Annotated in this window: 11 protein-coding genes and 1 pseudogene; 3 read left to right on the top strand and 9 right to left on the bottom strand. The window is 61.8% G+C overall.

What is annotated here, in order from left to right; genetic code table 11:
* Positions 1 to 48: 48 nt before the first annotated feature.
* Positions 49 to 1,077, bottom strand: coding sequence for a ligase-associated DNA damage response exonuclease (locus tag HOC_RS00680; RefSeq protein ID WP_035534742.1), 1,029 nt, complete (start codon positions 1,075 to 1,077; stop codon positions 49 to 51).
* 116 nt (positions 1,078 to 1,193) lie between these two features.
* Here HOC_RS00680 and HOC_RS00675 point away from each other — a divergent pair, with 116 nt between their 5' ends.
* Positions 1,194 to 2,456, top strand: coding sequence for an Hsp70 family protein (locus HOC_RS00675; protein ID WP_051624382.1), 1,263 nt, complete (start codon positions 1,194 to 1,196; stop codon positions 2,454 to 2,456).
* Between the two features lies 1 nt (position 2,457).
* Here the strand turns inward: HOC_RS00675 and HOC_RS00670 are convergent, their stop codons facing one another.
* The 4 genes from HOC_RS00670 to HOC_RS00655 form a co-directional block, all read right to left on the bottom strand.
* A complete protein-coding gene (locus HOC_RS00670) occupies positions 2,458 to 3,573 on the bottom strand; it encodes a tetratricopeptide repeat protein (RefSeq protein ID WP_156950326.1) in 1,116 nt (371 codons plus the stop codon).
* 332 nt (positions 3,574 to 3,905) lie between these two features.
* Entirely contained in the window at positions 3,906 to 4,391 is a 486-nt protein-coding gene (locus HOC_RS00665) for a hypothetical protein (RefSeq protein WP_035534738.1), read from the bottom strand.
* A gap of 4 nt (positions 4,392 to 4,395) precedes the next feature.
* A complete protein-coding gene (locus HOC_RS00660; RefSeq protein WP_156950325.1) occupies positions 4,396 to 5,199 on the bottom strand; it encodes a hypothetical protein in 804 nt (267 codons plus the stop codon).
* Positions 5,200 to 5,274: 75 nt separating this feature from the next.
* A complete protein-coding gene (locus HOC_RS00655) occupies positions 5,275 to 6,072 on the bottom strand; it encodes a hypothetical protein (RefSeq protein ID WP_035534732.1) in 798 nt (265 codons plus the stop codon).
* Between the two features lie 163 nt (positions 6,073 to 6,235).
* Here HOC_RS00655 and HOC_RS00650 point away from each other — a divergent pair, with 163 nt between their 5' ends.
* Entirely contained in the window at positions 6,236 to 7,774 is a 1,539-nt protein-coding gene (locus HOC_RS00650) for a serine hydrolase domain-containing protein (protein WP_084146058.1), read from the top strand.
* Positions 7,775 to 7,786: 12 nt separating this feature from the next.
* Here HOC_RS00650 and HOC_RS00645 read toward each other — a convergent pair whose 3' ends face one another.
* Positions 7,787 to 8,470 carry a hypothetical protein gene (locus tag HOC_RS00645; protein ID WP_035534729.1) on the bottom strand — a complete coding sequence of 228 codons (684 nt, stop codon included), beginning with the start codon at positions 8,468 to 8,470 and terminating at the stop codon, positions 7,787 to 7,789.
* A gap of 107 nt (positions 8,471 to 8,577) precedes the next feature.
* Between HOC_RS00645 and HOC_RS22890 the strand changes: the two are divergent.
* Positions 8,578 to 8,817, top strand: a pseudogene (locus tag HOC_RS22890) (hypothetical protein); the annotation flags it as partial.
* A gap of 22 nt (positions 8,818 to 8,839) precedes the next feature.
* Here HOC_RS22890 and HOC_RS00640 read toward each other — a convergent pair.
* From HOC_RS00640 to carB, 3 genes are all read right to left on the bottom strand, one after another.
* Positions 8,840 to 9,919 carry a mitochondrial fission ELM1 family protein gene (locus HOC_RS00640; protein WP_035534726.1) on the bottom strand — a complete coding sequence of 360 codons (1,080 nt, stop codon included), beginning with the start codon at positions 9,917 to 9,919 and terminating at the stop codon, positions 8,840 to 8,842.
* Complete coding sequence (greA, locus tag HOC_RS00635) at positions 9,919 to 10,392, bottom strand: transcription elongation factor GreA (protein ID WP_035534724.1); 474 nt, start codon at positions 10,390 to 10,392, stop codon at positions 9,919 to 9,921. Before greA ends, HOC_RS00640 begins: the two co-directional genes overlap by 1 nt.
* 72 nt (positions 10,393 to 10,464) lie before the next feature.
* A complete protein-coding gene (gene carB, locus HOC_RS00630) occupies positions 10,465 to 13,743 on the bottom strand; it encodes a carbamoyl-phosphate synthase large subunit (protein WP_035534721.1) in 3,279 nt (1,092 codons plus the stop codon).
* Between the last annotated feature and the right edge of the window lie 110 nt (positions 13,744 to 13,853).

Raw genomic sequence — 13,853 nt, 5'->3', positions numbered from 1 at the left:
TTTGAAAGCACCGATGGCCCTTACTAAAGGGGCCAAGGCGCGGCGGGGTCAACCTGCCTCGTCGTCATAGGCGACCATGCGCAGGGGCCGGGCGCGGCGGCCTTCAAGCTCTGCCCAGCGGACAAGGGCGTCTTCACGGCCATAGGTGACCCAGAGTTCTTCCGGGTTCACTTCGCGCACCGTCTCGGTCAGCTCGTCCCAGTCAGCATGGTCGGAGATCACCAATGGCAGCTCCACGCCGCGCTGTTTCGCCCGCTGTTTGATGCTCATCCAGCCGGAGGCAAAGCCGAGAATCGGGTCGGGGAAGCGCTGGGCCCATTTGCCTTCAAAAGCGCCGGGCGGGGCAATGATGATCTTGCCGCGAAAGGCCTCGCGGGCAGCCTTGGATGTGTCGTCACTTGTGGCGAGGACGAGCGTGCCAAGGTCGATGCCGACGGACTGGTAATGTGCGCAGAGCTTTTCGAGGCTGCCATGGATGAAGATGGGCTCGTCATAGCCAGCAAGACGCAGGTGGCGAATGACGCGCTGGGCCTTGCCGAGCGAATAGGCGCCGATGCAATGGGCGCGTTCGGGAAAGTCCTTCACGCTTTGCAGCAGGCGATTGATCTCGTGGCCCGTATCCGGGTGACGGAAGACGGGCAGGGCGAAGGTCGCCTCGGAGATGAAGACGTGGGTGTTCTCGACGGGCTCGAAACTGGCGCAGGTCGGGTCGAAGCGGCGCTTGTAGTCGCCGGTAAAGGTCATGCGCAGGCCCTTGTGCTCGACGATGATTTGGGCCGAGCCGAGGATATGACCGGCGGGCGCGAGCCAGACGGTGACGCCATTGATCTCGATCGTCTCGCCATATTCGAGCGCCTGCGTGGACTTGGCGAAATTGGCGCCATAGCGGCAGGCCATGATGGCGAGCGTGTCGGGGTGGCTCAGCACTTTGCCATGACCGCCGCGTGCATGGTCTGAATGGCCATGGCTGATGACGGCTCGCTCAACCGCGCCGCGCACCGGATCGAGATAGAAATCCCCCGGCGGGCAATAGAGGCCCCTGGGTGTCGGCTGCAGCAGGAGGTCAGGGCGGAGCATGCCTTGAATGTAGGCGATTGCACAAAGCGGGGAAGGGGCTGGCTGCCGTGCCTTCCGCTTTGGGCTCAAGTGGGGTAGGCGGTTCAGCCGCATTCCCCGCACCGAGGGCTCCTCCCATGCAAGTCGGCATCGATTTCGGCACGTCCAACACGTCCATTGCGTTTCGCAGCGCGGGCGGCACGCAGCTGATCGCGCTGGAGCCGGACGCCACGTCGATCCCGACGGCGGTGTTCTATGGCTCGACGTCCGGCGAATATGCTATCGGCGCAGAAGCCGTGAATGCGTATGAGTCGGGCGAGGAAGGCCGGTTGATGCGGTCGATCAAGTCTGTGCTGGGTTCGTCGCTGATTGACGAGACGACGGAAGTGGGGCGGCGGCGCCTGCCGTTTCGCGATGTGATCGCGCATTTCCTGACGCGGGTGATTGCCCGCGCCGAGGCGGAGACGGGTGAGCGCGTCGACTCGGTGATCCAGGGGCGGCCGGTCTCGTTCAATGATCGCCACCCGGAACTCGATGCGCGGGCGCAGACCATCCTTGAGGCCTGCCTCAATGTGGCGGGCGTGGACCAGGTGGAGTTCCTTGACGAGCCGGTGGCGGCGGCGCGGTCCGTAAGCTTTCAGGCGGGCCGGGAGAAGCTGGTCTTCGTGGTCGATATCGGCGGCGGTACATCCGACTTTTCGGTCGTGCGCATCTCGGCGGACAATGCGGGCTTTGATGTGCTGGGCAGCGCCGGGCTTTACGTGGGCGGCAATGATTTCGACCACATGCTGAGCTTCCATGAGCTGTCGAAACTGTTCGGGCATATGGAGACGCTGTCGCTGAACGGCTTGCCGGTGCCGTCATCGCCCTATTCGATCCTGTCGGACTGGAAGAGCCTCAACAAGCTCTACACGCGCGATGTGCAGAAGCAGATCACCTGGATGAAGATGAACAGCCCGCAGAGCGAAGGCATCCTCGCCTTCGACTATCTGGTGCGCCACCATGAGGCCCACGCCTATGCCAAGCGCACCGAGCAGATCAAGATCGGCCTCAGCGGCGCCGACCAGCAGATATTCGCCTATGACACGCCGGACGCGCACCTCGAAAAGCTTGTCACGCGGGCCGCGTTCGAGGGCCTGATCGACGAGGCGATTTCCAAGATGGATGCGGTGGCGGTGGAATGCCTCGCGCGGGCCGGGGCACGGCCCGAACAGATCACCGATATCGTCATGGTGGGCGGTTCGACCTTCATTCCGCTGGTGCAGGAGAGGCTGGCCGCCCGGTTCGGCAATGCGACGCTGTCAGCGAATGATCGCTTCGGCGCCGTGGCCAAGGGCCTCGCGGTGCATGGCGCGGCGATGGCGAAGGCCAGCGGTTTTGGCATGAGGGCGGAAATTTAACTCAAGGTTCCAACTCACCCGACAGGACCATATCAAGGCACGTCCGGTTTGCACCAAACGCAGCGATTTTGGCTTCGTTTGAAAAAGCGAGTTTTTCGATCTCTATCGCTCTGACAAATTCACCGGTCGCTGCATATGCGCAGGCCAATGTGTCGTTTGCATTCAAGTCCGACGGATCAATAGCATAGACTTTTTGCGAAAGCGTGAGGGCGCGCTGTGCAGATGCTGAGTCTTGGAATTTTTCACTGGTGACGATCATCCAAGAAAGGTTATTATGTGCGGTTGTGCCGTTTGGTCTCAGTTCAATGGCTTTTTCAAAGACATTGCGTGCTTCTTCTTTTTTTCCTTTTCCGGACAATCGTGAGCCAACAAGCCCGAGGTGGTAGCCTTTAATTTCGTCCCGCGTCATATTTCTCAAATAGCCAGCGCGAATTTCAGTGTCTTGATCAAATCCTTGTCGGGAAGTACGCGAGCGCCCCCTTCGAAAATCGTCATCTGTGACAATGGCTGCAGAATTGGTATCCCAGTTAATGTAGGTCCCGTCGTCAAACGTCCATCGCACAAAGTTGTGGTTTGGGACCTCGACAAAAGTGATTGGCAGTTCCAGTGCGTCACCGATTCCCATGATCAAGTAGGATCCTAGATCACAATCAAAGTGGTAGAACATCTCATCTTTATGCGAGTTGAAAAACTTCTCACGGCCTCGGGTTAAGTGAGTCTGGGGTCGAGGTGGCTCCGCAGAAAGCATATCCCTCATGAGCGTCGTTTTGATATGCAAAAGAAAATGATTTTCCACTAACACCTGCTCAATTGCCAGTAGCGCTTTCAGCGCCTCGCCTTCATCCGATCGTGCCTTTTTCACATTGATCTTCTGAGCAGCGAAGGCTTTAAATGTATCGGATGTCAGCTTATCGATCTGGTTTTCGGCAGAGACGTATAAGCTTGGATCGTCAATCTGGGTTTCTACAGTGAAAGCCTGTCTTTCCAATTCCAGCAATTCTCGGGCAAGCGTCGGTTCGTGGTGTTTTTCCGGACTGGATGGGACAGCAGTACACGCGCAAATTGCTCCAAAAAGAGGCGCCAAAAAACAAAGCGATTTCATAATAAGTTCCCCCATGAACTTCTAATTCTTCATACGAAATATGGTGTAATCAGTTTGAAGGCGCCGAAGCCCTGCTCGGGAAACTACCAGCAACTCATCGCTCGATTTGACTTACTCCTAAGCATGCACGGATTGGTTTATAACATTTTCTCTTATAGGGTGAGACTCAAATCTCGTTTCGCCCACTCAGCATGAGAAATTTTCCCATGCGCGGCGCCAAACCCGTGATGTGTCGGTTGCTGCCATTGTAGTGTCTGCCTTTTCCGCAATGACGCAGGAGGGCGGCAATACAGAGGACATTGGTGCCGCGCTCGCCGTGCATTGCGCTTGCAGTGGCAAAAGCCTGATCAGGCTTTCGTGCGGAACAGGGTTTCGGCTGCGCTGCGAAAGGCCTCGGCGTCTTCGGCGCTGTAAAAAGGGCGGGAGGCGAATGTCCTGCCGTCCGGCGCGGTGAGAATGACTTTCCACGTATCCAGTGTTTCCACCCAGTCGAGTTGCTTGACCGAGAAGCGGACCTGATCGCGCGGCGTGAAGGCATGCGTCTCTGCCACGCGGAACGGGCGGTTGAGCGTGATGCGGAGATGGCCGGGCGATATGATCCACCGGGACGAAGCGACGATCATGGCTGCGCCGAGAAAGAATATGCCGATGAGCCACGTGGCGAGCACGATGAGGACAATCACGGGCGAGACAGAACCGGGCGGCCACAGGCCGTGTCGCAGGAGCCAGGCCGGGATCAGCAGCATGGCCAACCCTGCCAGCACCAGCATGAGGCGGACCACAAGCGTGGTGGGAATGTCATGGTCGATCCGGGTGGTGCGCGGTGGTACCATTGCCTTAGCCCGCCGACATGCCGCGCACATGCGCAGCGCGGATGGGCAGCGGGAGTTTCACAAGCGCCTCGTAGATCGTGATCATGGCCTTGCAAGCGGCCATGGCCTGTTCATCCGTCGGGTCCGGCGTGCCGATGTAAGTCGCGCCGCTGGCGGCCTCTGGCGCATCCTGCAAAACCTCGACCATCCATTGCTGAACCTCATCGGGCGGTGTGATGGTGACGACACCTGTGGCGGGCATATTCATGATGTCGAGCGTGATGGCGCTTTCGGTATTGCGCAGTTCAGCCAGCCGGTCGGAATCGATCCGGGGCGCCAGCCCCATCAGCACGCGGGCGCAAGCCTGCGCGTCTGTCTGCTCATATTCGTAGTATGACTGGAGTGTCACTTCGGCAGCATCTGATGCCTGCTGATCCGTGGCGCGGAGCATGGCCTTGCTGGTTTCTTCAAGCAGCATTGGCCTGATCGCCTCGGCTCCGGCCTCCGTTGCCTCAAGATAGGTTGCGCCTGCGCCGCGGGCCTTCGTACCGGCGTCAAGGAAGAGGGGCTCAGTGTCCGGACGCAGGCGGAAGAGCGCAAGTATCAGGGCCACCTCCATTCGTCCCTGGGCAGCGGCCTTGTGGAACTCGGGCAAGACCTGCGCCCTGAATTCGGCACGGCGAAGGGCGAACGTGTCCGCGCCGGTCAGGTCCCGTTCTGCCTGACCGTCCGGCGGCGCCGTCGGCATCAGCGCTTTTGTGACACAGGCTGCCAGCAGCAGGCCTGCGATGATCAGGGCCGCGAGGAGCAATACTTGAGTCTGCGTCATCGACTGAATGCCTCTCCCTATTTGGTCTTCTGCACGACAGGCGTCGAAAGAGGGGCAACGGGGTCAGCGCGAGCGTCAGCCTGCCGACATGCCGCGCATATAGGCCGCGCGGCGGGCCAGCGGCAGTTTGCCCAGCTCCTCATAGATCGTGATCATGGTCGTGCAGATCGCCATGGCCTGTTCATCTGTGGGATCGGGCGTGCCGATATAGGTGGCGCCGGTGCCTGCCGCCGGCTTGTCCCTGAAGACGCCGCCCATCCATGTCTGTACATCCCGCATCGGCGAGACCTCGAAACCGCCCTGGTCAGGCGCATTCAGGATGTCGACCGTGATGGCGCTTTCAGCATTTCGCAGTTCATCCATCCGGTCGGAGGCGATCCGGGGCGCGAGGCCCATCGCAGCGCGGGCGCAATCCTGCGCGTCAGTGGTCTCGAACTCGCGGAACTCCTTGAGCGTCACATTGGCAAAGTCCGAGGCCTGCTGGTCGGTGGCGCGCAGCATGGCCTTGTTGGATTCCTCGATCAGCACTGGCCGGATGGCGTCGCCGCCCGCGCGCCCGGCTTCTTCATAGGTGGCGCCTTCCCTGCGGGCTTTGGCGGCGGTTTCGAGAAAGAGGGTTTCCGTTTCCGGACGCAGCCGGAAGAGGGCGAGGAACAGCGCTGCATCCATCTGGCCCTTGGCCGCAGCGGTCTCGAATTCGGGGATGATCATCGCCTGCAGTTCGGCCTCTTCAGTGCTGAATGTGCCGGTGTCGGCACTGTCCAGCTGTGCTTCGCCGTCCGGCGCTGGTGGTGGCTCCTGCCTGCCGCAGGCGACCAGGAGCAGGCCTGCACTGAGCAGGACGATATGCATGAAATTCCGAGTGTGCGTCATTGGCGGTAAGCCTCCCCGTTTTTGTCTTCAGGATTAGAGGCGTCGTAAGGGACGCAAACGGGTCAGGGCGCGCATGGGGTTGTGCAAATCTTAACTGCCCCGCCATACTTGCGACATGAAGCGATGTGCATAGACTTGCACACTCAACAGGAGAGATTTGCCCATGCGTCCCGCCAGAGCCGTGATCGTGTCCCTTGCTGCGCTTGCAGTGTCTGCCATGCCTGCTTTGGCGCAGGAGGGCGGCAATACAGACGAGATGGACGCCGCGCTGGCGGCTGGCTGGAAAGCCAGTTTCACCTGCTCTGACCTGTTCAATGCCGGTCAGTCCATGGCGGAGATCGAGCAGAACGATCTCTCGGGCATCTATCCCGATTACCAGCGCGCCTATGACAAGCTGCCCGGCGCGCAGGTGAACACGCTGCAGAAGACCGTGTCGGTCACCTATTCGGCGACGATGCCGCCGCGCATTGCGGCCTGGCGCCCCGGCTTTGGCTGTACGCAGCTGCCAATCGGCGCGGATTCGAGCCAGATTGCGTTCCTGCCGCATTTCGCCAGCTGGCCTGCTGCGCCCGCCGCTGACCGGGGCAGCGCCATCGGCTCGAACGTCAAGATCCAGCTGCGCACCGAAGAGGCCGAACGGCTGGAACTGCCGGTCTCATCGGCCTTTGACGAGCGTACCTATGGCAATGGCACGCGCACCAGCGCTGTGCTGGTCGTGCGGGACGGTCAGGTCGTGGCCGAACGCTATGCGCTTGGCGTAGACCATGAGACACCGCAGCGGACATGGTCTGTCGGCAAGTCCATCGCGGCGACCGTGCTGGGCGCAGCGCGTCGCAACGGCATCATCGATATCGACTATCCAGCCGTGGTTGACGCCTGGAACAATGGCGCCGACCCGCGCCGCAACATCACGATCCGCAACCTGATGCACATGGCGAGCGGCCTCGACAGCGGCGAGCGCGGCTCGCGCACCGACCGGATCTATTTCGGCGGCGGACGTGTGGTCGATCAGGCCGCGACCAAGGTGCTGGAAGCGGCGCCGGGCACGCGGTTCAAATATGCCAATGATGACACGCTGATCGCGATGCGCGCGCTGCGCGAGGCGATGAAGGATGATGATGCCTTCCACCGCTTCCCGTATGAGAAAGTGCTGAACAAGATCGGCGCGGCGCACACGACGATGGAGATTGACTGGAACGGCGATTTCATTGCGTCGAGCCAGGTCTGGTCAACGGCGCGCGACCTTGCGCGCGTGGGCCAGCTCTACTTGCAGGACGGCATGTGGGGCAATGAGCGCCTGCTGCCGGAAGGCTGGGCGAAATTCGTGCGCACGCCAGCGCCTGCGCAGCCTGCGACGGGCCCGGGCTATGGCGCGCAATTCTGGCTGATGACCGATGCGCCGGGCGTGCCGTCTGATGTGTATTACATGGCGGGCAACAGGGGGCAGTATGTCGTTATCGCACCGAGCATGAATGCCGTGATCGTGCGCCGCGGCTATGACGCCAATGGCGGTGCAGGCTTCGAGATCAATGACTTCACGCGCGACGTGTTGCTGGCGCTGCAGGCCGCCGATGATGAGCGGGCATGGCAGCGCTCGCAGGCCGAGCTTGAGACGCAGATGGAGAACATGACGCCGAAGGAACGCGCGAAATTCCTCGCGGACCAGCAAGCCGCGCAGGCGATGCAGGCCCAGCCGAACTAGGCCTGAAGGAGCCTATTTCGTGCCCATGCCTGACTCGGGCAGGGGCTTGAGGTTCGAGATCGTCTGGTGTTCGGCTTCGTTGAATTCCTTCATCATGGCGGAGCCGTTGATCGCGACATCGACGCGGGAGATGTGCGTGCGGCCGTCAGGCGCGCGGGCGCAGTCGAAATTCAGCTTGAAGGTTTTGATCTTGGCGATCGGCAGGGGGCGGAACGGCTTTTCCGAGACCATCTCGACGGAGAGGATGGCGGGCTCATCCTTGGCGACGACGACCGTGCCGGTGAGGTATTTGTAGATGTCGTCGAGATCGTCGGGCTTGGTGCCTTTGTGGGGCTTGAACGTATAGGTCGCGGTGGTGGGGGATTCGGTGACGAGGGCGGCGTCGGCGGGGATGTTTTCGCCCAGGCTGCTGCACCAGATGTCGCCGTCGGTGTCAGCGTCCATCTTTTTCACCAGTTTGCGGAAATCGTCGGTCCAGTCCGTTTGGGCTGGCGTGATGACATGGAGGCGCTCGCCTTCCGGTTTGGACGGGTCGACGCGGATCATGGCCTCGGTGTCGCTGTTCTGGACAGTGACGTCGAACATGTAGAGCGGGCCGTCCGCCTTGGCCGCGAGGGCGTCTTCCAGCGGTGTGCCCGCATGGGCCGAGAGGGGCAGCAGCGCCGCGAGGGCGAGCGGGAGGTAAGCGTGGCGCATGATCTGTCCTTCGGTTCGGCGTGAGGTTGTGTCAGTACAGGCTTCACCTGAACCGGGCCTGAAAATAAAGAGGCAACGGACCCGTCTTGCGTTAGTTTAATCCTGACATGCCTGATAGCGCCGCCCTGACATATAGCTTGCCGGAGCCCTTTGCGGGCTGGTTTGCTGCGCGTGGCTGGCAGGCGCGGGCGCACCAGCTGGCGCTGACGGAAGCCGCGCTGGCGGGCGAGAGCGCGCTGCTGATTGCGCCGACGGGCGGGGGCAAGACGCTGGCGGGTTTCCTCGCGAGCCTGATCGAACTGAGCAGGGCTGGTTCATCCTCCCCCGCTTGCGGGGGAGGTGCCCCGAAGGGGCGGAGGGGGGGAAGCCTCAGCTCATCCAGTCGGGTGGGGCGACGTGGGTGCCGCTGGCGGGCATGTCGGGCTGGGGATAGCGTTCGAGCAGCCGGGCGACGATGGCGTCGGCGACGCGGTCGGCTTCGCGCAGGGGTTTGTAGCTCCAGGTTTCAAGCGTGCCGCCGAACCAGCGGGCGGCGCCATGCTGGATCAGGCTATCATGCAGGCGGTCGAACTTGTCGTGGCGGCCTTCGAGGCGCGCAATATGAATCGGCAGGCCGTGCCAGGCGGCGTCCGACAGCATGTTGGAACTGTCCTCGGTGACGATGGCGACGTCAGAGAAAGCGAGCCAGGCGATATAAGGGTTCTGGCCGTCTTCGGGGCCGGACCAGAAGCGGGCGCCAGTCTGGTCTGCCACGTTGCGGAAACGGGTGACCATCTGCAGAGGCGTGCGTCGCGACGTCGTGATGCGCAGGCGCCAGCCGAGGCCCGCGAGCTGGCGCAGCTGGCCTTCGAGGCGCTCGGCGGCGGCCTCGGTGAACGTGTGCGTCTTTGAATCGCCGCCAATGATGACAATGGCGCTCTTGGCGCGCTCGTCGGCGAGATCGGCAAAGGCCTGGCCGGCATCCTCGATCGTGTCGGGCGCGAAATAGGAGGGCGAACCGATCGTCTCGATCACGTTCGGGCCGGTGACTTCGTCATGGCTGGGGGCGACCAGCATGTCGAAATTGGACGGGTCGATATTGGGGTCGAGGATCTGGACGGTAAGCGTCTTCCCGCCAGACAGTTCGCGCACGGCCCGCGTGAAGGGGGCGGAGCGGCGGCCGGCGGCAATCCAGACTGTCGGCCATGGGCCTTCCAGCACGCCGCGCTGGGCCGCAGGGAGGGAATGCGGGAGCAAGGGCCATTTGTCGGCGGGCAGCCATGTCCATGGCGCGCGCGGGCTCAGCGTGACCGGGTCGGCCCGGTGCGCGGCGCCGTCGATGTGGGCGATCTTCATCCAGCGGCGTGTTTCGCCGAGCGCCTGCAGGATTGCGCGCACCTGCGAGGCGTTGCCTGCGCGGCCATCGGACACCGCCCAGACTGAAGGTCCGAGCAGGCCCGCCCCGCCCATTATTTGTACTCGACCTTGGCTATCTCGTAGGCCCGGGCGCCAGAGGGCGCGGAGACCTCGGCTTCGTCACCTTCCTCTTTGCCGATCAGGGCACGGGCGATAGGCGAGGTGACGGAGATCTTGCCGAGTTTCACGGAGGCCTCGTCTTCGCCGACGATCTTGTAGGTCTGCTCATCTTCGGTATCGACGTCGACAATGGTGACGGTCGCGCCGAAGCGGATCTTGGTGCCGGAGAATTTCGAGACATCGATGACGTCAGCCCGGGCGAGCTTGTCGTCAATCTCGCTGATACGGCCTTCGATGAAGCTCTGCTTCTCCTTGGCGGCATGATATTCGGCGTTCTCGGAGAGGTCGCCATGCGCGCGCGCTTCGGCGATCGCCGCGATGATGCTCGGGCGTTCGACGGATTTCAGAGCCTTCAGTTCTGTCTGAAGCGCAGCATGGCCTTCAGCGGTCATGGGAATGCGTTCCATGTCAGGTCCTTTATTTTGTATATTGGCGCGAAATGCTTGTCGCAAAATGAGAGGCCGTCAAGTGGGCCTCGGTCAGACCGATTGCAAGGCGCGCACCGAGATTTCCCGTGTTTTCAGGCTCGTAATGGCCTGAACGGAGGCAATCGAGGCTGAAAGTGTTGTGAAATATGGGATCTTGCGGTTAACGGCGGTCCGGCGGATCGACGCGCTATCGGACAGCGAGGCGGCACCTTCAGTTGTATTAAACATCAGTTGCACGTCGCCATTGATCATGGCGTCGACGATATGGGGCTGGCCTTCAAGCACCTTGTTGACGCGTTGAACAGGCAGGCCCTGCTCCTCAAAGAAGGTGGCGGTGCCGCTGGTGGCGATCAAAGTGAAGCCCATGTCGACCAGTTTGCGGGCCGCTTCGGCAATGGCTTTCTTGTCGGAATCGCGCACCGAGATGAAGACCTTGCCGCTTTCGGGCAGGCGGACGCCGACGCCGAGCTGCGACTTCAGGAAGGCCATGCCGAAATCATCGTCCCAGCCCATGACTTCGCCGGTTGAGCGCATTTCCGGGCCAAGCTGCGGGTCGACACCCGGGAAGCGGGCGAACGGGAAGACGGCTTCCTTGACGGCGACGCGGCGTGGATTGGCATTGGTCAGGTCGAAGCTGGTGAGCGATTCGCCGGCCATGACCTTGGCGGCAATGCCCGCAATCGGTGCGCCGACTGCCTTGGCCACGAAGGGCACGGTACGGCTGGCGCGCGGGTTGGCTTCGAGGACGTAGATCTCGTCGCCTTTGACCGCGAATTGGATGTTGATGAGACCGCACACCTTGAGCGCAAGGGCGAGGGCCTTCGTCTGTTCCGCGAGGCGGGCCTGCAATTCGGCAGACAGCGTGTAGGGCGGCAGGGCGCAGGCGCTGTCGCCGGAATGGACGCCCGCTTCCTCGATATGCTCCATGATGCCGGCCACGTGGACGTTCGTGCCGTCGCAGATCGCGTCGACGTCGACTTCGATCGCGTCTGACAGGTAGCGGTCGATGAAAAGTGAGGCGTCGCCGGAGACCATAAGGGCCTCGGCGGCGAACTTGCGCAGGTCTTCGTCATCGCGAGCGATTTCCATGGCACGGCCGCCGAGCACGAAGGAAGGACGCAGCATGACCGGATAGCCGATCTCGTGGGCCTTCACTTCAGCTTCTTCCACGCTGCGGGCGACGCGCGAGGGGGCCTGCTGGATATTCAGCTTGTCGAGCAGGGCGGCGAAGCGTTCGCGGTCCTCGGCGAGGTCGATGGAGTCGGGGCTGGTGCCGAGGATTGGCACATTCTCGGCGTGCAGCGTGCTGGCGAGCTTCAGCGGGGTCTGGCCGCCGAACTGGACGATCATGCCTTTCAGCGTGCCGGCGCTCTGTTCCTTGTAAATGATCTCCAGCACATGCTCGTCGGTCAGTGGCTCGAAATAGAGACGGTCTGACGTGTCATAGTCGGTCGAGACGGTTTCCGGGTTGCAGTTGACCATGATCGACTCGATGCCGAGGTCTTCCATCGCGTAGGCCGCGTGGCAGCAGCAATAGTCGAACTCGATGCCCTGGCCGATCCGGTTGGGGCCGCCACCGAGGATGATGGCCTTGTCGCGGGTCGAGGGCAGGGCCTCGCAGTCCGGCGCTTCGGTGCCAAACGAGGCGTGCTCGTAGGTGGAGTAGAGGTAAGGCGTCTTGGCGGCGAACTCAGCGGCGCAGGTGTCGATGCGCTTGTAGACTGGGCGCACGTTCAGCGTGTGGCGATAGCCGCGGATCCAGGCTTCTGTCTTGTCGACCAGCTGGCCGAGGCGCTTGTCGGAGAAGCCCATGGATTTCAGCTCGGTCAATGCGCGCGCATCATCAGGCAGGCCTTTGGCGCGGACCTTGGCCTCGACTTCGGTAATCTCCTGGATCTGGCGGAGGAACCATGGGTCGATGGAGGTGACGCCATGCACTTCCTCGACGCTCATGCCTTCGCGGAAGGCCTGTGCAACGACGCGCAGGCGGTCTGGCGTTGGCAGCGCGAGGGCCTGGCGCAGGGCAGCGTCTGTTTCAAACGGCAGGTCATCAAGGCCGCTGAGGCCCGTCTCGAGCGAGCAGAGCGCTTTCTGGAGGCTTTCCTGGAAGCTGCGGCCGATAGCCATGGCTTCACCGACTGATTTCATCGCCGTGGTGAGGACCGGATCGGCGCCCTTGTACTTCTCGAAGGCGAAGCGCGGTATCTTGGTGACGACGTAATCGATCGTTGGTTCGAAGCTGGCGGGCGTGACGCCGGTAATATCATTGTCGAGTTCGTCGAGCGTGTAGCCGACGGCTAGCTTGGCAGCGATCTTGGCAATCGGGAAGCCGGTGGCCTTGGAGGCCAGCGCCGAGGAGCGCGAGACGCGCGGGTTCATCTCGATGACGATCAGACGGCCGTCTTTCGGATTGACGGCGAACTGCACGTTCGAGCCGCCCGTTTCGACGCCGATCTCGCGGAGGACCGCAATCGAGGCGTTGCGCATGATCTGGTATTCTTTGTCGGTCAGCGTCAGGGCCGGTGCGACCGTAATGGAGTCACCTGTGTGCACGCCCATCGGGTCGATGTTTTCGATGGAGCAGATGATGATGCAATTGTCCGCCGTGTCGCGGACGACTTCCATCTCGTATTCTTTCCACCCGAGCAGACTTTCATCGATCAGGATCTGGGCGTTTGGCGAAGCGGCGATGCCAGAGCGGCAAATCTCTTCGTATTCCTCGACATTGTAGGCAATGCCGCCGCCTGTGCCGCCCAGAGTGTAGGCGGGGCGGATGATCGCCGGAAGGCCCACGGTTTCGAGCGCGTCCATCGCGGCCTTGAGGCCCGAGATGCGGTCATAACCCTTGATCTTGCCATTCTCGCCGCGGATTTCCGGTGAGGCGATGATGGCGGCGCGCGGGTTTTCGAGGCCGATCCGGTCCATGGCTTCACGGAACAGCTTGCGGTCTTCGGCCATCTCGATGGCTTCCGCCTTGGCGCCGATCAGCTCGACGCCATGCTTTTCGAGGACGCCGGCATAGTGGAGGTCGAGTGCGCAGTTCAGCGCCGTCTGGCCGCCCATCGTGGGCAGCAGGGCGTCAGGCTTTTCGACTTCGATGATCTTCTCGACAATTTCTGGCGTAATCGGCTCGATATAAGTCGCGTCGGCGAGGTCCGGATCGGTCATAATCGTCGCCGGATTGGAGTTCACCAGGATGACCCGGTAGCCCTCGGACTTCAGCGCCTTGACCGCCTGAACGCCGGAATAATCGAATTCGCAGGCCTGGCCGATAATGATCGGGCCGGCACCGATGACGAGGATCGATTTGATATCAGTGCGCTTCGGCATGGTAATTCTCTCTCCCGGTCAAACGGCTGCCTCATAGCGGGGAGTCGGTGCCAAGGGCAAGGGTAAACAGGTCCGTGGCTGCTATCTCATCTGGCTTTGGGATAGCAGGG

It is taken from the genome of Hyphomonas oceanitis SCH89 (assembly GCF_000685295.1).
In the GTDB taxonomy this organism is placed as follows: Bacteria; Pseudomonadota; Alphaproteobacteria; order Caulobacterales; family Hyphomonadaceae; genus Hyphomonas; species Hyphomonas oceanitis.
The sequence above is the reverse complement of the archived record's forward strand: the minus strand, read 5'-3'. Positions and strand labels throughout refer to the sequence as shown.

Excerpts from the sequence above, each read along its gene's own strand:
- HOC_RS00680 (WP_035534742.1), bottom strand. The coding sequence starts at position 1,077 with ATGCTCCGCCCTGACCTCCTGCTGCAGCCGACACCCAGGGGCCTCTAT.
- HOC_RS00675 (WP_051624382.1), top strand. The coding sequence starts at position 1,194 with ATGCAAGTCGGCATCGATTTCGGCACGTCCAACACGTCCATTGCGTTT.
- HOC_RS00670 (WP_156950326.1), bottom strand. The coding sequence starts at position 3,573 with ATGGGGGAACTTATTATGAAATCGCTTTGTTTTTTGGCGCCTCTTTTT.
- HOC_RS00665 (WP_035534738.1), bottom strand. The coding sequence starts at position 4,391 with ATGGTACCACCGCGCACCACCCGGATCGACCATGACATTCCCACCACG.
- HOC_RS00660 (WP_156950325.1), bottom strand. The coding sequence starts at position 5,199 with ATGACGCAGACTCAAGTATTGCTCCTCGCGGCCCTGATCATCGCAGGC.
- HOC_RS00655 (WP_035534732.1), bottom strand. The coding sequence starts at position 6,072 with ATGACGCACACTCGGAATTTCATGCATATCGTCCTGCTCAGTGCAGGC.
- HOC_RS00650 (WP_084146058.1), top strand. The coding sequence starts at position 6,236 with ATGCGTCCCGCCAGAGCCGTGATCGTGTCCCTTGCTGCGCTTGCAGTG.
- HOC_RS00645 (WP_035534729.1), bottom strand. The coding sequence starts at position 8,470 with ATGCGCCACGCTTACCTCCCGCTCGCCCTCGCGGCGCTGCTGCCCCTC.
- HOC_RS00640 (WP_035534726.1), bottom strand. The coding sequence starts at position 9,919 with ATGGGCGGGGCGGGCCTGCTCGGACCTTCAGTCTGGGCGGTGTCCGAT.
- greA (WP_035534724.1), bottom strand. The coding sequence starts at position 10,392 with ATGGAACGCATTCCCATGACCGCTGAAGGCCATGCTGCGCTTCAGACA.
- carB (WP_035534721.1), bottom strand. The coding sequence starts at position 13,743 with ATGCCGAAGCGCACTGATATCAAATCGATCCTCGTCATCGGTGCCGGC.